This window comes from Kitasatospora sp. NPDC059812 (assembly GCF_042732075.1).
Classification (GTDB): Bacteria; Actinomycetota; Actinomycetes; order Streptomycetales; family Streptomycetaceae; genus Kitasatospora.
This window is the reverse complement of the sequence record NZ_JBHWIO010000063.1, coordinates 1-24,263: the sequence shown is the minus strand read 5'-3', so window position 1 is coordinate 24,263 and position 24,263 is coordinate 1. Positions and strand designations below refer to the sequence as shown.

Here is a 24,263-nt window from a genome sequence, read left to right as displayed (position 1 = left end):
CCGCGATCTACCCTGGACTTGTCGGCGGCCGTGTCAGTTGTGTATCCCCCCCAGCGCGGGGCCGCCGCCGGCGGGGGCGCGGCGGGGGCCGCCGGGGCGCGGGGGCTCCCGCCCGCCACCGGCCTCGTGGGGGCGAGCAGGTCTACCAGCGGCGGCTCGGCGGTACCGGGTTGAGCTTGGCGGTGAGCGCCGAGAGGAAGGTCGGGAGCCTGTCGACCATGGCCTTGGGGACCGGGGTGGTCTGGACGGTGTCCCGCCGCACGTCCTGGAGGACGAGGGTGTAGGCGCCGTTCTCCTCGACGAGTTCGGCGGCGTAGAGCAGTGTTCCCGTTGAGGTTTCCATCAGGGTCCTGGCTAGGCTCGGGTGTCGTTGAGCCAGGCGGTCCACGCCGCAGTGGCCTGCTGCTCGTCGGCGCCCTCGGCGAACAGGTGGTGGCCGAGCCAGATCGGCACGTTCCAGGTGCTGCCGTTGAAGAACCGGTAGAGCGCGTCCGGGCCGCGCAGACCGACGAAGTCGGTGCTGAGCCAGTCCACGACCACCTCCTGGCGACGGCCGTCCGGGCCCGGGAGGTGGAGCGGCAGCCGGTCGCCGACGGTCGCGTCGTCGGCGAGGCCGAGGCGGCGGCGCAGCACGGCGAAATCGGCCGGGTCGGCGGTGGGTTCGGGGCGGTGGGCCCTGACGTAGACGGCGGGGCGGCCGGCGAAGTGCCGGAGGTACTCGGCGAGGCCGTGCTGGTAGAAGTCGACGTACTTCTCGGCCACGTCCGACTTGGCGTCCCACCCCCAGGCCTCGTCGACGATGCCCGTGTGCACCCAGTGGATCCCCATCCGCAGGCGGCTCGTTCCGCCGTCGGCGGGCTCGATGCGGTAGCTAAGCGTGTTGGAGAAGCCGCCGTCCTGGGTTGCCCGGACGGCGAAGTGCCGCGGCGGCTCCCAGGCCACGACGGTGGAGTCGCCCCGGGTGGCCTTTCCGCCGACGCGCGGCTCGACCTCCATCGGGTACAGCCAGCCCAGGTTGCCGGCGCCGGTGGCGACCGCGTCCCAGACCTGTTCGGGTGTGGCGGGCAGGTCCTGTTCCCGGCGGACCTCGAACTCTCGGGCCATGGTCGGTGCTCCTTCGTCCTCGTTCATGGGTCAGTAGGTGAGCGGGAGGGCGCTCAGGCGCCGTTGCAGCGGGTTGGGCCGCCAATCGAGCACAGCGCCGTCGGCCAGCCGCAGCTCGGGCAGCCGGCGGAGCAGCGTGCCGACGGCCACCTCCGCCTGGAGCCTGGCGAGCGGGCCGCCGAGGCAGAAGTGCGGGCCGTGGCCGAAGCTCAGGTGCCGGTTGCCGGGGCGGGTCAGGTCGAGCCGGTCGGGGTCCTCGAAGCGCTCGGGATCGCGGTTGGTCGCGCCGAGGAACAGGTACACCAGCTCGCCCTCGCGCAGGAGTTGCCCGCCGATCTCCAGGTCCTGCGCGACGACCCGGACGATCGCCTGGGTCACCGTGTCGTAGCGGGCCAGTTCCTCGACGGCGCCGCGGACCAGCCCCGGATCCGCACGCAGCCGGGCCAGCTGGTCGGGGTGGCGCAGCAGGGCGAGCATGCCGTTGCCGACCAGGTGGGTGGTGGTCTCGCCACCGGCGGTGATCAGGACGAAACAGGTGGACAGCAGTTCGGAGTCGGTGAGCCGGTCGTCCTGCGTCTGGGTGGCGACCAGGGCGCTGATCAGGTCGTCACCTGGCTCGGACCGGCGCCGGCGGACGAGCCGGGCGAGGTACTCCTCGTACTGCCCGATCGCCTCCTCGGACTTGTCGATGTCCTCGCCCAGCCGGCCGAAGCGGCGGAACCAGGTCTCGACCTGCGGACGGTCCTCGGGCGGGATGCCGAAGAGCTCGCAGACCACGGACATCGGGAACGGGGAGGCGACCGCCTCGATCAGGTCCATGGTGGGCCCGGCCGCGACCGCCTCGTCGATGAGCCGGTCGACGATCCGCTGGACGCCGTCCCGCAGGGCTTCGACGCGCCGGGCGGTGAACGCCCGGTTGGCCAGCCTGCGCAGCCGGGCGTGGTCCGGCGGGTCGGTGTTGGTCATCACCCGGCCGAGCCGGTCGGAGAGCCTGCTGAGGGCCTTCAGGTCGCCGCCCAGGCCGCCGAGGGCCCAGGTCATCCGGTCCCGGTCGCTGGACAGCCGCAGGTCGCTCAGGGCGGCGTCGACGTCGGCGTACCGGGTGAGGTACCAGATGCCCTGGTCGCTGCGGTGCACGGGGCTCTCGCGCCGCATGCGGGCGTAGAACGGGTACGGGTCCCGCCGGGCCTCGGGGGTGAGCAGGTCGGCGGCGAGGTCGTGGGGCGGGGCGAGGCCCGCCGTGGGGCGGGCCTCGTCCGTGGTGTCGGTCAGGTTCACTGCGGGCCGCGCTACCGCTGGGCTTCCATGGCGTCGGCGAGGCTCCTGGGCCGCATGTCGGTCCAGGACTGCTCGACGTACTCCAGGCAGGCGGCGTTGGTGTCGGGGCCGTGGGCGACGGTCCAACCCTCGGGGATGTCCGCGAACTGCGGCCACAGCGAGTGCTGGTTCTCGTCGTTGACGAGCACGAGGAAGGTGCCGTCTTGGTCGTCAAAGGGGTTGGTCATGGGTCAGTCCTCCTGGTGGGAAAGGGTGGTGGTGCCGTCGGCGCCATCGGTGGCCTCGGCACCATCGGTGTCACTGGTGGCCTCGGTGATCCTGGCGGCCAGGATCGGCCCGATCTGCGCCAGCGAGCCGGCTTGGGTCATCCGGTCGTGCCGGGTGGTGATCTCGTGCGATTCGATCCGGCCGGCGACGTACGGGCGCCAGATTTCGGGCCCCGCGTTGTCCTCGGCCCGGTCGATCGTGGAGTTGAACAGCAGCAGGTCTCCGTCGAAGTCGCCGGGGACGAAGTCGACCGCCAGCCTGGCGTTGTTGATCATGATCTCGACGATCACCTCGATCTGTCGCTCGTTCAGGCCGGCCAGCGCGCTGCCCCGCCGGTTCAGGACCTCGGCGACCTCGGCGTAGGTGATCTCCTGGTCGCCCAGCTCGTCCGGGTCGACATCGAGCACCCCGACGAGCACGTCGCGCACGGTGGGCACCGGCACCTCCGCGAACTGCACGTCCTTCACCGGGTAGGCATCGAGGATCGCCAGCAGTGCGGTCCGTTCGCCGCGTGACTGCAGCTCGCAGGCGAGCGCGTGGGCGATCAGCCCGCCGGCGGACCAGCCGAGGAGCAGGTACGGACCCTCCGACTGGATCTTCTGGATCTGGTCGGCGTAGTCGGCCGCCATCTCCTCGTAGGACGTCGGCAGGGTTTCGGGCCGGCCGAGGCCACGCGCCTGGATGGCGTAGACCGGGTGCTGCGGGCCGAGGTGGTTCAGCAGTCCGCTGTACGACCAGCTGATGCCGCCGCCGGGGTGGATGCAGAACAGCGGTGTCCCGGTCCCGGTCGAACGCAGCGGCAGCACCGCGTCCAACGCGTCGTCGGGATCGTCCATGAGCAGCCGCTCGGTGAGACCGGCGACGGTCGGCGCCTCGAACAGCATCCGCAGGCCCAGCTCCAGACCGAGGGTCTCGCGGACCCGGGAGGCCAGCCGGGCGGCCAGCAGCGAGTGCCCGCCGAGGTCGAAGAAGTTGTCGTCGATGCTCACCTGCTCCCGGCCGAGGACCTCGGCGAAGAGGCCGCACAGCAGCTGCTCCTGCGGCGTCCGGGGTCCGCGCCCGGCGGCCGAGGCCCCGTACTCGGGGGCCGGCAGCGCGGCCCGGTCGAGCTTGCCGTTGGCGGTCAGCGGCAGCGCGTCCACGGTGACGAACGCCGCCGGCACCATGTAGTCCGGCAGTTCGCGGCGCAGCCGGCCGGACAGCTCCCCAGCCTCGGGCGCGCCCTCGGGGGCGGGCACCAGGTAGGCGACCAGGCGCTTGTCGCCCGGCCGGTCCTCCCGGGCGACCACCGCCGCCTGGGCGATGCCCGGGCAGCCCGCCAGGGCCGCCTCGATCTCTCCGGGCTCGATCCGCAGGCCGCGCAGCTTGACCTGGTGGTCGGCGCGTCCGGCGAACTCCAGCGCGCCGTCGGCGCGCCACCACGCCAGGTCGCCGGTGCGGTACATCCGGCTCCCGTCCGGCCCGTACGGGTCGGCGGTGAAGCGTTCCGCCGTCAGGCCGGCCCGCCCGAGGTAGCCGCGGGCCACGCCCGTCCCCGCGAGGTACAGCTCGCCGACCATGCCGGTCGGCACCGGGCGCAGCCTGTCGTCGAGCACGTAGGCGCGCATGTTCGCCATCGGCCGGCCGATCGGCACGGTCGCGGCGTGTTCGGGCAGGACGCCCACCGGGTGGCAGGTGGCCAGGGTGGTGGCCTCGGTGGGCCCGTAGCCGTTGACCACCTCGATGCCGGGGCATGCCGTCAGCACCCTGGCGACGGCGGCCGGGGAGACCACGTCGCCGCCGGTCCACACTTCGCGCACCCCGGCGAGCAGGCCCGGGCGCTCCTCGGCGACCAGGCGGAACAGTCCGGCCGTGAGCCACAGTCCGGTCACCCCGTGCGAGGTGATCGTGTGCTGGAGCAGGTCGAGGTCGAGTTGCTCCGGCGGTGCGACCACGACCCGGCCGCCGTTGAGCAGCGGCACCCATAGTTCGTAGGTGGAGAGGTCGAAGGCCGTCGGGGAGTGCATCAGCACCCGCTCGTGTCCGCCGCCGCGGAACTCGGGGGTCAGCGCGTGGCCCACCACGTCATGGTGGGTGACGGCCACGCCCTTCGGCCGGCCGGTCGAGCCGGAGGTGTACATGATGTACGCCAACTGCCCTGGTTCACAGCGAACTTCGACGCCGGAGGGATCGGCGGCCTCGGACTGCACCAGCGCGGTGAGCACCTCCTGGGTGAGCACCAGGGCGGCCCCGCTCTCCCGCAGGATCAGGTCGATCCGGGAGGAGGGGAAGCGCGAGTCCAGCGGCACGTAGGCACCGCCGGCCTTGATGATCGCCAGGATCGCCACGACCAGCTCCGCCGAGCGGTCCAGCATGACCGCGACCGGGGTCTCCGGCCGCACGCCCTGGCGGATCAGCGCCCGCGCCAAGCGGTTGGCCCGCTGGTCGAGCTCCGCGTAGGTCAGTTCGGTGCCGCCGGCCACGACCGCGACCGCCTCCGGGGTGGCTCGCACCTGGCGGGCGAACAGCTCCGGCACCGCGGCCTCGGGCAGCTCGGCCGCGGCACCGTTGGACCCGGCGAGCAGTCGGCGGCGTTCCTCGACGGGCATGATGTCGATCCGGCTGATCGGCCGGTCGGGGTCGGCGACCGCCGCGCGCAGCAGACGGGCCAAGCGCTCGAACAGCAGCTCCACGGTGGGCGCGTCGAACAGGTCGGTGGCGTACTCCACCGCACCGACCAGGCCGTCGGGGGTGCCGTCCGGGCGGAACTGCTCGGCCAGGCTGAACGTCAGGTCGACCCGCGCGGTCCCGGTCGGCGCCTCCAGGTGTCCGGTCTCCAGCCCCGGCAGCGCGAACTCGCCGACCGGTGCGTTCTGCAGGGCCAGCATGACCTGGAACAACGGGTGGTGCGCCAGCGACCGGGCCGGGTTGACCACCTCGACCAGGTACTCGAACGGCACGTCCTGGTGGTCGTACGCGGTGAGCGCCTTCTGCCGCACCCGGCCGACGAGTTCGGCGAAGCCCGGGTCGCCCGCGGTGTCGGTGCGCAGCACCAGTGTGTTGACGAAGAACCCGACGAGCTCGTCCAGCGCCTGGTCGGTACGGCCGGCGATGGGGCTGCCGACCGGGATGTCGGTGCCGGCGCCGAGCCGGGTGAGCAGGGCCGCGAGTCCGGCCTGGAGCACCATGAACATGCTGGCGCCGTGCGCGGCGGCCAGGTCCCGCAGCGCTTGGTGGAGTTCGGCGTCCAGTCGGACCACGACCCGGTCGCCCCGCTGAGAGGCCACCGGCGGCCGCGGCCGGTCGGCGGGCAACTGCAGCTGCTGCGGGACGCCGGCCAGCTCCTCCTTCCAGTAGGCCAGTTGCCGGGCGAACAGGCTGTCCGGGTCGGCGGCGTCACCGAGCAGGTCGCGTTGCCAGGCGCTGTAGTCGGCGTACTGCACCGGCAACGGGGACCACTGCGGTGCCTCGCCCCGGCAGCGGGCCGCATAGGCCGCGGCGAGGTCACCCGAGAGCGGGCCCATCGACCAGCCGTCGGCGGCGATGTGGTGCACCATGACCAGCAGCGCGTGCCGTTCGGGTGCGAGGGCGTAGAGCTCCGCCCGGACCGGCGGCTCCGCGTCCAGCTCGAAGCCGCGCCGAGCCGTCTGCGCCAGCCGCTCGGCCAGTGCGGCCTCGTCGAGCTCGACCACCGGCAGCGCGGGGTACGTCTGCGCGGCGCTCAGCACGACCTGGTACGGCACGCCGTCCGTCTCGCGGAAGACCGTCCGCAGGCTCTCGTGCCGGGCGACCACGTCCGCGAGCGCGGCGTGCAGGGCCGGGCGGTCGAGCTCACCGGTCAGGATCAGCGCGAGCGGCATGTTGTAGGTGGCGCTCGGCCCGTCCATCCGGTGCAGGAACCACAGGCGGCGCTGGGCGAAGGACAGCGGAACCCGGTCGGGGCGCGGCTGGGCGGTCAGCGCGGGCCGGGCCGTTCCGGAGCCGTCCAGGCGGGCCGCCAGGGCGGCCACGGTCGGGCTCTCGAACAGCGTCCGGACCTCCAGCTCCGCGCCGAGGGTGGCCCGGACCCGGGAGGCCAGCCGGGTCGCCAGTAGGGAGTGCCCCCCGAGGTCGAAGAAGCTGTCGTCGACGCCGACCTGCGCCAGGCCCAGCACGTCGGCGAAGAGTTCGGCGAGCAGCTGCTCCTGCGGGGTACGCGGCGCCCGCCCGGCCGCGACCGGGCCGAGGTCGGGGGCGGGCAGCGCGCGGCGGTCGAGCTTTCCGTTGGCCGTCAGGGGCAGCGCCTCCAGCACCACCAACGCCGACGGGACCAGGTAGTCGGGCAGCCGGCCACGCAGCCAGTCACGGATTTCGCCGATGAGGGCACCGGTACCCCGGCTGCCGGTCGGGCGGTTGGTCAGCGCCGCCAGCGGCCTGCCGGTGGTCCCGGCCGGCCGGTACGGCTCGACCGGGGAGCCGTGAAGCCCCTGCGGGTCGGTGAAGACGACATCCACGGCGTCCGCCGCGGTGGCCGACCAGGTGACGGACACCGAGCGGCCGAACTCCGACCCGAGGGCGTGGAAATCCTCCGGGTCAGGGAGGTCGCCGTCCTCCGGGGCGTGCAACCGTTCCAGCAGTTCGGCGAGCGAACCGCGGTCCCCGTTCTGCACCGCCAGGGCCAGAGCGGTCTCCCGCGCCACGCGGCGGTTCGGCACCCCGGTGATCCGCAGCACTCCGACGGGCGGCTGGGCGAGCAGCTCGCGCAGTTCGGCCGGCCCGGCGACCTGCTGCCCCCACGCCAGCTCGACCGACCGGTCCGGGCCCGCCGGGGTGACCGGTGGCTTGTGCAGCGTCACGTCATAGCGGTAGCGGGTCAGCTCGTTGTGATGGCGGCCCCGCTTGACCTCCACCGTCACCGCGCCGACGTCCGCGCCGTTCTCCCGCAGGACGGTGAAGAAGTCCGGGTCGACCAGGAGTTCCTTCTCCACCAGCAGGGACTGCTCCACCGCGCGCCGCACGGCGGGCAGGTCGGCGCCGTCGGCGGCCCGGTGCAGCTGGACGGCGGTGGCCAGCGGGCGCAGCAGCCGCAGGTTGCGGACGTCGCCGACGAAGAGCGCACCGCCGGGGGCCAGCAGCCCCATCAGCTTCCCGATCACGTCGGCGAGGTAGTCGGCGGACGGGAAGTACTGCACCACCGAGTTGATGACGATGGTGTCGAAGTGCCCGGCGGGCAGGCCGTCGGTGTCGTGTGCCGGGCGGGTGTGCAGGACGACGCGGTCGGCCAGTTGTTCCTGCCGGGCGACCTGGGCGGCCAGCGCGTCGATCGCGGTGGCGGAGAAGTCGGTCGCCCAGTAGGTCTCGCAGTGCGGTGCGATCTGCGAGAGGAGCAGGCCGGTGCCGACGCCGACCTCGAGCACGCGGCGGGGGCGCAGGGCCAGGATGCGGGCCACGGTGGCGTCGCGCCATTCCCGCATCTGTTCGACGGGGATCGGGCTCGCGTCGTAACTGCTGTTCCAGCCGACGAAGTTCTGGCCGAAGGCGGTTTCCTCGGGGGTGATGGGCAGGGCGTCGTAGATGTCCTGCCACTCGCCCACGTGGTCGGCTTCGCGGCTGTCGTCGCGGCCGGTGTCCCGGCGGGGGACGACGTAGCCGATGAGCCGGTCGTCCTGGGCGAGGACGGCGGCCCGGGCGACGGCGGGGTGCTCGGCCAGGGCCGTCTCGATCTCGCCGGGCTCGATCCGGAAGCCGCGCACCTTCACCTGGTCGTCGGCGCGGCCGACGTACTCCAGCTGGCCTCCCCCAGCGCCCCCAGCCTGGCGGCCGGGAGGTGCCCCCACCGGCCGGGGGGACCCCCATGCCAGCCAGCGCACCACGTCCCCGGTGCGGTACATCCGGGCGCCGTCCGCCTCGAACGGGCAGGCGACGAAGCGCCCGGCCGTCAGGGCCGGCCGGTTCAGGTAGCCACGCGCCAGCCCCGCGCCCGCGACGTACAGCTCCCCGGGCACGCCGGGCGGCACCGGCCGCAGCCGCTCGTCCAGCACGTACACCCGCGCGTTGGCGATCGGCCGCCCGATCGGCGGCACGCCCACCCCCGGGGACAGCGGGTCGCTCATCGTCGCGCACACCGTCGTCTCCGTCGGACCGTACGCGTTGACCATCCGCCGACCCGGCGCCCAGCGCGCCACCAGCTCCGACGGGCAGGCCTCGCCCGCCACCACCAGGGTCGACACCGTCACCGCGCCCTCCGGCAGGGCCGCCAGGACGGACGGGGGCACGGTCGCGTGGGTCACCGCGAGCCCCGGGTCCGTCAGCGCGGCGACCGGCTCCGCCGCCGGAGGCAGCACCAGGGCCGCACCGCACAGCAGGGCGGTGAAGATCTCCGACACCGAGGCGTCGAAGCTCGGCGAGGCGAACTGCAGCACCCGACTGTCGGGATCGATCGCGAACCGCTCGATCTGGGCGGCGACCAGACTGGCCACGCCGCCGTGGGCGACCACGACGCCCTTGGGGCGCCCGGTCGAACCCGAGGTGTAGATCACGTACGCCGGATGCCGGACATCGAGCGCGACCACGGGATCCGTGTCCGGCCAGTCTCCGTCGCCCACCAGCGCCGGATCATCGACCACCAGTACCGGGCGGGCGTCCTCCAGCATGTACGAGATCCGCGCCGCCGGGTACGCCGGATCCACCGGCAGGTATGCGGCACCCGCCTTCAGGACACCCAGCACGGCCACCACCGACTCCACCGAACGCGGCAGCGCCACCGCCACGACCTGCTCCGGACCGACCCCGCGGGCGATCAACGCATGCGCAAACCGGTTCGCCCTGGCGTTCAACTCGCGGTACGTCAACTCGGCACCACCGGACACCAGGGCGAGCGCGTCCGGCGTCGCCGCCACCTGCACCGCGAACGCCTGCGGCACCGGCACGGCGCCCACCTCACGGTCAGTCGCGTTGCCCCGCTCCAGCAGCCGAATCCGCTCGTCGGAGTCGAGGAGGTCGATCCCCCCGATCGCCAGGTCAGGATCGGCGGTGACCGCCTCCAGCAGGAGCGTCCAGCGCCGCACGAGGGCCTCGACCGTCGAACGGTCGAACAGGTCAGTGGCGTACTCCGCCGCGCCGGCGATCCCAGCCGGTTCCCCGGCCGGACCGAATTGCTCGACGAGGCTCACCCCGAGGTCGAACTTGGCGGTTCCGGTGGCCACCGCGTAGGTGGCGACCTCCAGGCCGGGCAGCGAGAACCGGCCCATCGGGGCGTTCTGCACGGCCAGGATGGTCTGGAACAGCGGGTGGTGGGACAGCGACCGGGATGGGTTCAGCACCTCCACCAGGTGCTCGAACGGCACGTCCTGGTGCGCGTACGCCGACAGTGAGGTCTCCCGCACCCGCCCGAGCAGTTCGGTGAAGCTCGGATCACCGCTCGTGTCCGTCCGCAGCACCAGCGTGTTCACGAAGAACCCGACCAGCTCGTCCAGCGCCTCGTCCGTGCGCCCCGCGATCGGACTCCCGATCGGGATGTCCGTCCCCGCCCCCAGCCGCGTGTACAACGCTGCCAGCGCCGCCTGCAGCACCATGAACAGACTGGTGCCGGTGTTCCGCGCCAACTCGGTCAGAGCGGCGTGCAGTTCGGGGCTCAGCTCCAGACCGACGTGGTCTCCGTGCCAACCGGCGACGGCCGGCCGCGGCCGGTCGGCGGGCAGCTGGATCAGCTCCGGCAGGTCGGACAGCTGGCGCTTCCAGTAGTCGAGCTGCTCGGCGAACCGGCTCTGCGGGTCGGCGGCGTCGCCGAGCAGCTCGCGCTGCCACAGCGTGTAGTCCGCGTACTGCACCGGCAGGGCCGCCCGGCTCGACGTCCGACCCTCGCAGCGGGCCGCGTACGCCTCGGCGAGGTCGCGGGCCAGCGGGCCGGTGGACCAACCGTCACCGGCGATGTGGTGCATGACCAGCAGCAGCACGTGCTCGTCCGGCGCGACCGCGAACAGCTCCGCCCGCAGCGGCGGCTCCGCCGCCAAATCGAAGGGCCGCCGGGCGAACTCGGCGAGCCGGTCGTGCAGTTCGGCCTGTGAGACCTCGGTCAGCCCGGCCCGGAGCCGGGCCTCGGCCGGGTCCAGGACCCGCTGGCACGGGACGCCGTCGACCTCCGGGAACACCGTCCGCAGGCTCTCGTGCCGGGCCACCACGTCGGCCAGCGCCTCGTCCAGCGCCGCCCGGTCGAGCGTTCCGGTCAGTTGCAGCGCCAGCGGGATGTGGTAGGTCGCGGCGCTGCCGTCCATGCGGTGCATGAACCAGAGCCGACGCTGGGCGAAGGAGAGCGGCACCGCCTCCGGCCGCTCGTGAACCGTCAGCGCCGGACGGACGCGGCCAGCCCCGGCCAACGCCTCGGCCAGCCCCGCAGCGGTGGGCGCTTGGAAGAGCGCGCGCAGCCCGAGCTCCACGCCGAGCACCGAGCGCACCCGCGCGGTCAGCCGGGTGGCGAGCAGGGAGTGCCCGCCCAGGTCGAAGAAGTCGTCGTCGACACCGACCTGCGCCCGGCCCAGCACCTCGGCGAACAGCTCGCAGAGGATCTGCTCCTGCGGCGTGCGCGGCGCCCTCCCGACCTCGGCCGAACCGAGGTCGGGAGCGGGCAGCGCGGCGCGGTCGAGCTTGCCGTTGGGCGTCAGCGGCAGCACGTCCAGCACCGTGAACACGGCCGGCACCAGGTAGTCCGGCAGCCGGTCGCGCAGGTGTGCCGCCAGCTCCGCCGGACGGACGGCCACGTCGGGACGGGCCGCCACGTAGCCGACGAGCCGGTCGCCGTCGGTGAGGACGGCGGCCTGGGCGACGGCGGGGTGCTCGGCCAGGGCGGCCTCGATCTCGCCGAGTTCGACGCGGAAGCCGCGCACCTTCACCTGCTGGTCCGCCCGGCCGACGTACTCCAACTCGCCGTCGGTCCGGCGCCGCACCACGTCCCCGGTGCGGTACATCCGACTGCCCGCCTCGAACGGGCAGGCGACGAACCGGCCCGCCGTCAGGGACGGCCGGTTCAGGTACCCGCGAGCCAGCCCCGGCCCCGCGACGTACAGCTCCCCCGCGACGCCCGGCGGTACCAGGCGCAGCCGCTCGTCCAGCACGTACACCCGGAAGCCCGCGACCGCTCGGCCGATCGGCGGCACGCCAGTGCCCGCCGCCAGCGGGGCGCTCATCGTCGCGCACACCGTCGTCTCCGTCGGGCCGTACGCGTTGACCATCCGACGCCCCGGCGCCCACCGCGCCACCAGCTCCGGCGGGCAGGCCTCGCCCGCCACCACCAGGGTGCCGGCCGTGACATCGGTGCTGTCCACCGCCGCCAGGGCCGAGGGCGGCAGGGTCACATGGGTGACGTCGAGCCGGCGGTCCGTCAGGGCCTCCAGCGGGGCCTCGGACGGGGCGAGCACGAGGGTGGCGCCGGTCAGCAGGGCGCTGCACAGGTCCCAGAACGACGCGTCGAAGCTGGGCGAGGCGAACTGGAGGACGCGGCTGCCCGGCGCCAGGCCGAGCCGCTCGACCTGCGCCGCCACCAGACCAGACACCCCGCCGTGGCTCACCACCACGCCCTTGGGGCGGCCGGTCGAACCCGACGTGTAGATCACGTACGCCGGATGCCGGACGTCGAACGCGACCACCGGATCCGTGTCCGGCCAGTCTCCGTCGCCCACCATCCCCGGGTCGTCGACCACCACCAAAGGACGGGCGTCGTCGAGCATGAACGAGATCCGCGCCCGCGGGTACGCCGGATCCACCGGCAGATACACCACCCCGGCCTTCAGCACGCCCAGGACCGCCACCACCGACTCCACCGAGCGCGGCAACGCCACCGCCACCAGCTGCTCAGGCCCCACACCCCGCGCGATCAACGCATGCGCGAACCGGTTCGCCCGAACGTTCAACTCCCGGTACGTCAACTCCGCATCACCGCACACCAGCGCGACCGCGTCCGGCACCGCCGCCACCTGCTCGGCGAACAGTTCCGGCAGGCTCACCCCTGCCGCCCCGCCCTCGACGACGGGCAGCAGCTCGCGGCGCTCCTCGGCCGACAGCAGCTCGATCCCGCCGATCGGCTGGTCGGGCGCGGCGGCGACCGCGGCCAGCAGCCTGGTCCACCGGGTGACCATCGACTCGACCGTCGGGCGGTCGAACAGGTCGGTACTGAACTCGACCGCACCGCTGAGCCCGGCCGGCGCGCCGTCGGGCCCGTGCTCCTCCGCGAACCCGAAGGTCAGGTCGAGCCGCGCGGTCCCGGTGAGCACGGTCACCCCGGAGACCCGGAGGCCCGGCAGCTCGAAGTCACCGCCCGGCGCGTTCTGCACGACCAGCCCGGTCTGGTACAGCGGGTGGTGGGAGAGCGAGCGGGACGGGTTCAGCACCTCCACCAGGTGCTCGAACGGCACGTCCTGGTGCGCGTACGCCGACAGCGCCGTCTCCCGCACCCGCCCCAGCAGCTCCGTGAAGCTCGGGTCGCCGCTGGTGTCCGTCCGCAGCACCAGGGTGTTGATGAAGAACCCGACCAACTCGTCCAGCGCCTCGTCGGTGCGGCCCGCGATCGGGCTGCCGATCGGGATGTCCGTGCCCGCGCCCAGCCGCGTGTACAGCGCCGCGAGCGCGGCCTGCAGCACCATGAACAGGGTCGCACCCGAGCGCCGCGCCAACTCCACCAGCGCCGCGTGCAGTTCGGTGTCGATCCGGAGCTCCAGCAGGTCGCCGCCGTACGACATGGTGGCCGGGCGCGGCCGGGCGGCAGGCAGTTGCAGCTGCTCGGGCAGCCCGGCCAGCTCCTCGCTCCAGTACCGGACCTGCCGGGCGAAGAGGCTGTCCCCGTCGTGCTCGTCGCCCAGGATCTCGTGCTGCCACAGCGTGTAGTCGCCGTACGTCACCGGCAGCGGCGGCCACGCCGGCGCCCCGCCACCCCGCCGGGCGGCGTAGGCGGTGGCCAGGTCGGCGGACAACGGGCCCATGGACCAGCCGTCCCCGACGATGTGGTGCATCACCAGCAGCAGCACGTGCTCGTCCGCCGAGAGTTCGAACAGGTCAGCCCGCAGCGGCACTTCCGCGGTCAGGTCGAAGCCGCGCACCGCCGCCTCGCGCAGCAGCCCCGGCAGCTCCGCCTCGCCGGCCGCGCGTACGCTCAGCGGGACGGCGACCTCGGTGCTGTCCAGCACCCGCTGGTACGGGATTCCGGCGGTGTGCGGGAAGACCGTGCGCAGGGTCTCGTGCCGGGCCACCACGTCCGCGAGCGCTGCGCTCAGCGCGGCCCGGTCGAGATCTCCGGACAGCCGCAGGGCCAGCGGCATGTGATAGGTGGCGCTCGGTGCCCCGAACTGCTGGAGGAACCAGAGCCGGCGCTGGGCGAACGACAGCGGCATCGGTTCGCGGCGGGGCCGGGGCACCAGGGCCTGCCGAGCGGTGCCGGCGTCGTGCAGCCCGGCCGCCAGCCCGGCCGGTGTCGGCGTCCGGAACAGGCTGCGCAGCTCCAGCTCGACCCCGAGGGTCGCCCGGATCCGCGAGACCAACCGGGTGGCGAGCAGCGAGTGCCCGCCCAGCGCGAAGAAGTCCTCGTCGACCCCGACCTGGCCCCGGCCCAGCACCTCCGCGAACAGCTCGCACAGGATCTGCTCCTGCGGCGTGCGCGGCGCCCGGCCGGTCTCCCTGGTCGTGGCCTCGGGCGCCGGCAGCGCCGCCCGGTCCAGCTTCCCGTTCGGCGTCAGCGGCAACGCCTCCAGCAGCACGAACGCCGACGGCACCAGGTACTCCGGCACCCGGTCGCGCAGGTACGCCGTCAGCGCCGCCACGGTCGCCCCTCGCCCGGCCACGGGGACGACGTACGCGACGATCCGGTCCTCCCGGGCGAGCACCGCGACCTGGGCGACGCCTGGGTGCGCGGTCAGCTCCGCCTCGATCTCGCCCGGCTCGACCCGGAACCCGCGCACCTTCACCTGGTCGTCGACCCGGCCGGCGAACTCCAGCTCCCCGTCGGCCCGCCAGCGCACCAGGTCCCCGGTGCGGTACATCCGGTTGCCCACCTCGAACGGGTTGGCGACGAAGCGCCCGGCGGTGAGCCCGGGCCGGTTCAGGTAGCCGCGGGCCAGGCCCGCCCCGGCCAGGTACAGCTCACCCAGCACGCCGGGGGCGACCAGCCGCAGCGCCGCATCCAGCACGTACACCTGGCAGTTGGCGATCGGACGGCCGATCGGCACCGGCGACGGGCAGTCAGCGGGGTCGGCCGGCAGCGGGTAGGCGGTGATCACGTGGGTTTCGGCCGGGCCGTAGTGGTTGTGCAGCACCCGGCCGGGCCCGCGGGCCTGGAAGCGGCGCACCGCACCGCTCAGGCGCATCGCCTCGCCGGCCTGCGCGATCAGCCGCAGGCCCGGCAGCTCCAGCCCGGCTTCCTCCGCGGCCTCGGCGAGCGCCTCGATCACCAGGTTGGGTGCGAACAGCTCCTCGACTTCGTGCCGGTCCAGCCAGTGGGCGAACTGCTCGGCGCTGCGGCGCTGTTCCTCCGTCGGCACCACCAGGGTCTTGCCGTACAGCAGCGCGGAGAGCATCTCCTGCACCGAGACGTCGAAGCTGATCGCGGTGAACTGCGCGGTGCGCGTGCCGGGTTCACCGCCGACGGCCTCATGGTGCCACTCCAGCAGGTTCAGCAGCCCGGCGGCGGGCATCACCACGGCCTTGGGCCGGCCGGTGGAACCGGAGGTGTAGATGACGTAGGCCGGGTGCCGTGCGTCCACGGTGACGACGGGGTCGGTCTCCGGGTGGTCCCCGGCGGGTGTGACGTCCGCGAGGTCGTCGAGCACCACGGCCGCGCGCGCATCCTCCAGCATGTACGCGATGCGGGCCGCCGGGTAGTCCGGGTCGACCGGCAGGTAGGCCGCCCCCGTCTTGAGCACCGCGAGGACGGCGACCACCAGCTCCGCCGAGCGCGGCAGCCGCAGGGCGACGATCTGTTCCGGCCCCACCCCGCGCGCGATCAGCGCGTGGGCCAGGCGGTTGGCCCGGCGGTTCAGCTCGCGGTAGGTCAGCGCGGTGTCCTCGAACACCACCGCCTCGGCCGCCGGGGTCGCCCGGACCTGCGCCTCGAACAGCGCGGGCAGGCTCTCGACGGGAGCGGGGCAGGCGGTGCCGTTGCGGACGACCAGCAGCTCGTGCCGCTCCTCGGCGGTGAGGACGTCGATCCGGCTCAGCGGCCGGTCCGGCTCGGCGACCACCACCGCCAGCAGCCGCAGCCACCGGGCGACCAGTACCTCCACCGTGGCGTGGTCGAACAGGTCGGTGCTGTACTCGACCCGCCCGACGATGCCCTCGGCGGGCCCGCCGGTGCCGCCGCGCTCCAGCAGGTGGATGCCGAGGTCGAACATCGCCGTCGGCGTCCGCACCAGCACGATCTCGGTGGCCAGGCCGCTCAGCGCGAACTCGGTGCGGGGCACGTTCTGCAGCGCGAGCAGCACCTGGAACAACGGCTGCCGGGTGAGCGACCGGGACGGGTTGAGGGCTTCGACGACGTGCTCGAACGGCAGGTCCTGGTGCGCGTACGCGCCGAGCGCGCCCTCCCGGACCCGGCCCAGCAGTTCGGCGAAGGACGGGTCGCCGCTGGTGTCCGTGCGGAGCACCAGGGTGTTGACGAAGAACCCGACGAGGTCGTCCAGGGCCTCGTCGGTCCGGCCGGCGATCAGACTGCCGACCGGGATGTCCGTGCCCGCGCCGAGCTTGTCCAGCAGCGATGTCAGGGCGGCCTGCAGCACCATGTACACGCTGGCGCCGTGCTCCCGGCCCAACCGGAGCAGCCCGGCGTGCAGTTCGGCGTCCAGTTCGATCGCGAGGTGGCCGCCGGAGTAGGAGGGCGCCGCAGGGCGGTGGCGGTCGGCCGGGAGCGGGATCTGCTCCGGCAGGTCCGCCAGCGTCCGCTTCCAGTAGTCCGCCTGGCGGGAGAACAGGCTGTCCTGGTCGTCCGCGTCGCCGAGCAGCCGGTCCTGCCACAGGGTGTAGTCGGCGTACTGCACGGGCAGCGGCGCCCACTGCGGCTCCTCGCCCCGGCGGCGGGCCGCGTACGCGGTGGCCAGGTCGGCCGCCAGCGGGCCCAGCGACCAGCCGTCGCCGGCAATGTGGTGCATCACCAGGAGCAGCACGTGCTCGTCCGCCGAGAGCTCGAACACCTCGGCGCGCAGCGGCGGTTCGGTGGCGAGGTCGAATCCGCGCGCCGCGGCCGCCGTCAGCAGTTCCGGCAGGGCCGGCTCGTCGGCCGGGGCGACCGACAGCCTCGGGCGCACCTCCCCGACGGGCAGCACCTGCTGGTGGGGCACACCGCCCTCGGCCGGGAAGACCGTGCGCAGGGTCTCGTGCCGGTCGACGAGGTCGCCCAGCGCCGCCTCCAGGCCCGCCGGGTCCAGCGGTCCCGAGAGCCGCCACGCGAGCGGCATGTTGTAGACGGAGTCGGCGCCCTCCAGTTGGCGCAGGAACCACAGCCTTCGCTGTGCGGACGACAGCGGCACGCGGTCGGGCCGCTCTGCCCGCTCCAGAGCCAGCCGGGCCTGGTCCGCCCCGCCCAGCCCGGCGGCCAGCCCGGCCACGGTCGGGCTGCGGAACAGGGCCTGTAGCGGCAGCTCCACGCCCAGCGTCGCACGGACCCGGGCCACCAACCGGGTGGCCAGCAGGGAGTGCCCGCCGAGGTCGAAGAAGTCGTCGTCGACGCCGACCCCGGGCAGGCCCAGCACCTCGGCGAACAGTCCGGCCAGCACCTGTTCCTGAGGAGTGTGCGCTGCCCGGCCGGCCTGCGTCGCGGTGGACTCGGGCTCGGGCAGGGCGCGCCGGTCCACCTTGCCGCTGGCGTTCAACGGCAGGGCGTCGAGGGAGACGAACGCGGCGGGCACCATGTAGTCCGGCAGGCGCTCGCGCAGGTGCGCCCGCAGGTCCTCCGGCCGAGGCGCCGCCCCGGTGGCGGGAACCAGGTAGGCGACCAGGCGGGTGTCCCGCGCCCGGTCCTGCCGGACGATCACGGCGGCCCGCGCGACCTGCGGGTGTTCCGCCAGTGCGGTCTCGATCTCGCCGAGTTCGATCCGGAAGCCGCGCACCTTGACCTGGTCGTCGGTACGGCCGAGGAACTCCAGGTTCCCCTCCGGGTTCCACCGCACCAGGTCACCGGTGCGGTACATCCGCCCTCCTTGCCCGCCTTCGGGCTGGGGGCACCTCCCAGCCGCCAGGCTGGGGGCGAGGGGCTCAGATCCACTCGGACCGAACGGGTCCGCCACGAACCGTCCCGCGGTCAGACCCGGCCGGTTCAGGTAGCCGCGCGCGAGGCCCGCACCGGCGAGGTACAGCTCACCCGGCACACCGGCGGGCACCGGCTGCAACGCGGCGTCGAGCACGTGCAGCCGGACGCCCCCGAGCGGCCGCCCGATCACCGGGCGCGCGCTCGACTCCACCGGCGCGTAGACCGAGTCCACCGTGCACTCGGCCGGCCCGTAGTAGTTCAGGGAGAACACCTCGCCGGCCGCCCGCAGCCGCTCCCACAGCTGCTCCGGAACGGCCTCACCACCCAACCCGACCATCGAGGGACGCCACCGCGGGTGGGTCAAGAGGCCGTGATCGACAAGGACTTGCAGGTAGGACGGGGTTCCGCCGACAGTGTCCAGCCCGGCCCGCGCGGCGTACTCGAGGTAGGCGTCCGGGTCGGTCCAGGTCGCCTCGTCCAGGACGTGCAGCTCGTGCCCGGCGAACAGGGCGAACAGTTGGTCGCAGGAGGCGTCGAACGACACGGACGTGGTCAGCCCGATCCGCATGCGCTCCTTGATCCGGAAGACCAGCGAGCGCTGGTCGGCGAACAGGTTGAACAGGCCGCCGTGCGTCACCACCACGCCCTTGGGCTTGCCGGTCGAACCGGAGGTGCAGATGACGTAGACCGGGTGGCCCGGGTCGACGGCCACCGCGGGGTCCGTCACCGGGCAGCCCGCGACCAGCTCGGCCGTCTCCGGGTCGTCGACCACCAGCCGACCGGCCGGACCGGCCGGCAGCCGATCCCGGGTACGGGTGTCGGTCACCACCATGACCGGCCGGGCGTCGTCGAGCATGTGCCCGATCCGCGCGGCCGGGTACTCCGGATCGACCGGGAGGTACGCCGCGCCCGTCTTCAGCACCGCGAGGATCGCCACCACCAGCTCGGCCGACCTCGGCAGCGCCACCGCCACCAACCGCTCCGGCCCCGCACCCCGCGCGATCAGCGCATGCGCCAACCGGTTCGCCCGCGCGTCCAACTCCGCGTACGTCAGCGACGCTTCCGGCGCGACAACCGCGAGGGCGTCCGGAGCCTGCCGGACCTGCTCACGGAACAGCTCCGGCAGGCTCCCGGTGAAGGCCTGGGCCGCCGGGCCGGTGCCCAGCGCCGTCAGCTCGGCGTGCTCCTCGGCGCTGAGCAGGCCGATCCGGCTGAGCCGCCGCCGCGGGTCGGCGACCGCGGCGCGGAGCAGCCGCTCCCACCTCCCGATCATCGTCTCGACGGTGGCCGGGTCGTAGAGGTCACTGGTGTACTCGACGAATACGTCGATCCCCTCCGGGGTGGGGGCACCTCCCGAGCCGCCAGGCCCAGGGGGACCGTCCTGCCCGTGCCGCTCCGACATGGTGAAGATCAGGTCGAGCTTGGCGGTGGTCGACGTCGACGGCACGTCCTCGACGCGCAGCCCGGGAGGCGCGAAGTCGGCCCGAGGAGCGTTCTGCAGCACCAGCATGACCTGGAACAACGGGTGGTGCGACAGCGACCGGGACGGGTTCAGGACCTCGACCAGGTACTCGAACGGCAGGTCCTGGTGGGCGTACCCGGCCAGCGCGGTGTCCCGGACCCGGCCCAGCAGCTCGGCGAAGGTCGGATCGCCCGAGGTGTCGGTACGGAACACCAGGGTGTTGACGAAGTAGCCGACCAGCTCGTCCTGCGCCTGGTCGGTCCGGCCCGCGACCGGGCTGCCCACCGGGATGTCGTCGCCGGCGCCGAGCTTGCTCAGCAACGCGGCAAGTCCTGCCTGGAGCACCATGAACAGACTGGTCCCGTGCTCACGGGCGAGCTCGCGCAGACCGCGGTGCAGCTCGGCGTCCAGCCCTGCACGCACGGAGCCGCCCCGGTGGGAGGCGACCGCCGGGCGGGTCCGGTCGGTGGGCAGCTGGATCTGCTCCGGCAGCCCGGCCAACTGCCGGGTCCAGTAGGCCGCCTGGCCCGCGAACAGGCTGTCCCGGTCGGTGGCGTCGCCGAGCAGTTCGTGCTGCCACAAGGTGTAGTCGGCGTACTGCACGGGCAGCGGCGCCCACTGCGGCTCCTCGCGCTGGCAGCGCGCCGCGTAGGCGGCGGTCAGGTCCTGCGTGAGCGGGCCCAACGACCAGCCGTCACCCGCGATGTGGTGCATGACCAGCAGCAGTACGTGCTCGTCCGGCGCGATCTCGAACAGCCCGGCGCGCAGCGGCAGATCGACCGCCAGGTCGAACGGACGGGCCTTCGCGGTCGTCAGCGCGCCCGGCAGCCCGTCCTCGGTGGTCCGGCTCACGTCCAGCCGCGGGCGGCCGGCCACGACGTCCAGCACCTGCTGGTACGGCACGCCGTCCACGGCCGGGAAGACGGTGCGCAGGCTCTCGTGCCGGGCCGCCACGTCCGCGACCGCGGCCTCCAGGGCCCGCCGGTCCAGATCTCCGGACAGCCGCCAGACCAGGGAGATGTGGTAGTTGGCGCTGGCGCCCTCCAGCTGGTGCAGGAACCACAGCCGGCGTTGCGCGAACGACAGCGGGATCACGTGGGGGCGCTCGCGCCGTGCCAGGGCGGCCTGCGCCGGTCCGGCCGCCGCCAGGGTGGCGGCCAGGGCAGCCGGGGTCGGCGCCTCGAACAGGGTACGCAGCGGCATCTCGACACCGAGGGTCGCGCGAATCCGGGCGGCCAGGCGGGTGGCGAGCAGGGAGTGCCCGCCGAGGTCGAAGAAGCCGTCCTCGACGCCGGCCGAGGCGACGCCCAGAACCTCGGCGAACAGCTCGCAGAGGACCTGCTCCTGCGGGGTGCGCGGCGCACGGCCGGCGGCCGTCGGGGCGAGGTCGGGGGCGGGCAGGGCCCGGCGGTCCAGCTTGCCGTTGGCGGTCAGCGGCAGCGCGTCCAGCAGGACGTACGCCGACGGCACCATGTGCTCCGGCAGCCGCTCGGTCAGGTACGCGCGCAGGTCCGCCGGGCGCGGTGTGGCACCGGCGGCCGGGACCAGGTAGGCGACCAGTCGGGTGTCGTCGGCACGGTCCTGCCGGGCCAGGACGGCCGCCTGGGCGACGCCGGGGAGCGCCGCCAGCGCCGCCTCGATCTCGCCGAGCTCGATCCGGAAGCCGCGCACCTTCACCTGCTGGTCGGCCCGGCCGACGAAGCTCAGGCTGCCTTCCGCAGCCCGGCGCACCACGTCGCCGCTGCGGTACATCCGGCTGCCCGCCGGCCCGTACGGGTCGGCGACGAAGCGCCCGGCGGTCAGGCCCGGCCGGTTCAGGTAGCCGCGCGCCAGCCCGGCGCCCGCCACGTACAGCTCGCCGGGCACGCCCGGGGCCACCGGCCGCAGGCCGTCGTCGAGCACGTACGTCCGCAGGTCCGGGAGGCCCGCGCCGATCTGGCCGGCTGCGGTGCCGGACCGGTCGAGCGCCGCGTACGTGACGTGCACGGTGGTCTCGGTGATGCCGTACATGTTGACCAGCCGGGGCGCGTCCTCCGGGTGCCGCTCGTACCAGCTCGCCAACCGGGCGTGCTCCAGTGCCTCACCGCCGAAGACCACCGTGCGCAGGGCGAGTTCACGCGGGTGCTCGGCTTCCGCCTGCATCAGCTGGTAGAAGGCGGACGGCGTCTGGTTGAGCACCGTCACCCGCTCGCGGGCGAGGAGCTCCAGGAACGCGCCGGGCGAGCGGCTGGTCTCATGGTCCACGATCACGAGACGGCCGCCGTGCAGCAGCGCGCCCCACAGCTCCCACACCGAGAAGTCGAAGGCGTAGGAGTGGAAGAGCGTCCAGACGTCCTCGGCGGTGAAGCCGAACAGCTCCTCCGTCGTCCGGAACAGCCGCACCACGTTGTGGTGCGGAACCACGACGCCCTTGGGGTTGCCGGTGGAGCCGGAGGTGTGGATGACGTAGGCGGCGTGGCCGGGATCGACGGTGACCCCCGGGTCCGTGTCCGGCAGCCCGTCCAGGTCGGCGGAGTCCAGCAGCAGCCGGTCCAGGTGGTCCGCCCCCGGCAGCTCGCCGATACCGCTCGTCGTGACGAGCAGCGCGGGCCGGGTGTCCTGGAGCAGGTAGGAGATCCGGGCCGCAGGGTACGCCGGGTCGATCGGCACGTAGGCGCCGCCGGCCTTGACCACCGCGAGCACCGCGACGACCAGGTCCGCCGAGCGCGGCAGGGCCAGGGCCACCAGCCGCTCCGGGCCCACGCCCCGGTCGATGAGCGCGTGCGCGAGCCGGTTGGCGCGGGTGTTCAACTCGCCGTAGGAAAGGGTTACTTCACCATCCGTGAGGGCGACGGCGGCCGGGTTGGTCCGGACCCGCCGCTCGAAGAGCGCGGTCAGGCTGCTGCACGGCGCGTCCTCCTCCTCGGTACGGGCCGGGAGCAGCGCGCGGAGTTCCTCGGCGGACAGCACGTCCACCCGGCCGATCCGTCGGCCGGGGTCGGCGACGACGGCGCGCAGCAGCCGCAGCCACCGGTCGACGATCCCCGCCACGGTGGCCTCGTCGAAGAGGTCGGTGCTGTACTCGACCACGCCCGACAGCCCCTCCGTACCCGGCTGTTCGGCCAGGATGAAGGTCAGGTCGCACTTGGCCGTACCGGTGTGCACCAGATCGGCCGTCACCCGCAGCCCCGGCAGGTCGAAGGCGCCGAGCGGGGCGTTCTGCAGGGCGAGCATGGTCTGGAAGAGCGGGTGGTGCGCCAGTGTCCGGGTCGGGTTCAGTGCCTCCACGAGATGCTCGAACGGCACGTCCTGGTGCGCGTACGCGGCCAGCGCGTCGGAACGCACCCGGCCCAGCAGTTCGGCGAACGACGGGTCGCCGGACAGGTCGGTGCGCAGCACGAGGGTGTTGACGAAGAATCCGACCAGGTCGTCCAGGGCCTCGTCGGTGCGTCCCGCGATCGGCGTGCCGATCGGTACGTCGGTGCCGGCGCCGAGCTTGCCGAGCAGGGCGGCCAGCCCGGCCTGGAGCACCATGAACAGGCTGGCGCCACCGTCGCGGGCGAGCGCGCGCAGGCCCTCGTGCAACTCGGCGTCGATCCGCACCGGCAGGTGGGCGCCCCGGTAGGACATCGCGGCCGGCCGGGGCCGGTCGAAGGGCAGCTCCACCTGGTCGGGCAGGTGCGCCAACTGCTCCCGCCAGTAGGCGAGCTGGCCGCTCAGCAGACTGTCCGGGTGAGCGCCGTCACCGAGCAGCTCCCGCTGCCAGAGGGCGTAGTCGGCGTACTGGACGGGCAGTTGGGCCCACTCGGGCTTCGCGCCCTCGGTACGGGCCGCGTAGGCGGTCCTCAGGTCCCGCAGGAGCGGGCCCGCCGACCAGCCGTCACCGGCGATGTGGTGCACCACCAGCAGCAGCACGTGCTCCTCGGTGCCGAGCCGGAAGAGCTCGGCACGCAGCGGCGGCTCCTCGGCGAGCTCGAAGCCGTGCCGCGCCGCCTCCGCCAGAAGGTCCGGCAGGTCGCGCTCGCCGGCCTCGGTGACCCGCAGCCGCGGCCGTGCCTCGTCTGCCTCCAGCACCCGCTGGCCCGGCACGCCGTCGACCACCGGGAAGACGGTGCGCAGGCTCTCGTGCCGCTCGACCACGTCCGCCAGGGCGGCGTCCAGGGCCCGCTGGTCCAGGTGTCCGGAAAGCCGCAGCGCCAGCGGGATGTTGTAGGTGGCGCTCGGTCCCTCCATCCGGTGCAGGAACCACAGCCGGCGCTGCGCGAAGGACAGCGGGACGGCCTCGGGCCGCTCGCGCCGCCCGAGCGCCGGGCGCGCCCGGCCGGCGATGTCCACCGCCGCGGCCAGTTCCGCCACCGTCGGCGCGTCGAACAGGTCGCGCAGCCCCAGCTCCACACCCAGCACCGACCGGGCCCGGGCGACCAGCCGGGTGGCCAGCAGGGAGTGCCCGCCGAGGTCGAAGAAGCTGTCGTCCAGCCCCGGCTCGGACACTCCGAGCACCTCTGCGAACAGGCCTGCGAGCAGGTGCTCGACCGCGGAGCGCGGAGCGCGGCCCGGCACGGCCGACTGCCGCTCGGGCGCTGGCAGGGCCCGCCGGTCGAGCTTGCCGTTCGGGGTCAGCGGCAGGACGTCCAGCACCATGAGCGCCGACGGCACCATGTGCTTGGGCAACCGCGCCCGGAGGTGTTCGCGCAGGGCGGTGTCGGTGACCGTGGCACCGGGCTCGGCGACGGCATAGGCGACCAGCCGGGGTTCGTCCTCGGTACGCACCACGGCGGCGGCCCGAGCGACCTGCGGGTGCTCGGCGAGGACGGCCTCGACTTCGCCGAGCTCCACCCGGAAGCCCCGGATCTTCACCTGGTCGTCCGTGCGCCCGAGGAACTCCAGGTTCTCGTCCGTGCCCCAGCGCACCAGGTCGCCGGTGCGGTACATCCTCGAACCACTCGGACCGAACGGGTCCGCCACGAACCGCCCGGCGGTCAGGCCCGGCCGGTT

The 24,263-nt window shown here is 73.7% G+C and carries 5 protein-coding genes; all 5 read right to left on the bottom strand.

Annotated features, from left to right (window positions below; genetic code table 11):
- Positions 1-142 precede the first annotated feature (142 nt).
- On the bottom strand, positions 143-343 hold the full coding sequence (locus ACFV6D_RS26985) for a hypothetical protein (protein ID WP_380561378.1): 201 nt from the start codon (positions 341-343) through the stop codon (positions 143-145).
- A gap of 11 nt (positions 344-354) precedes the next feature.
- A complete protein-coding gene (locus tag ACFV6D_RS26980) occupies positions 355-1,104 on the bottom strand; it encodes an SRPBCC family protein (protein ID WP_380427847.1) in 750 nt (249 codons plus the stop codon).
- 30 nt (positions 1,105-1,134) lie between these two features.
- Positions 1,135-2,382, bottom strand: coding sequence for a cytochrome P450 (locus ACFV6D_RS26975; protein ID WP_380561377.1), 1,248 nt, complete (start codon positions 2,380-2,382; stop codon positions 1,135-1,137).
- Between the two features lie 11 nt (positions 2,383-2,393).
- Complete coding sequence (locus ACFV6D_RS26970) at positions 2,394-2,609, bottom strand: MbtH family protein (RefSeq protein ID WP_380561376.1); 216 nt, start codon at positions 2,607-2,609, stop codon at positions 2,394-2,396.
- A 3-nt stretch (positions 2,610-2,612) separates the two neighbouring features.
- A partial coding sequence (locus tag ACFV6D_RS26965; RefSeq protein ID WP_380561375.1) for a non-ribosomal peptide synthase/polyketide synthase occupies positions 2,613-24,263 on the bottom strand: 21,651 nt, incomplete at its 5' end.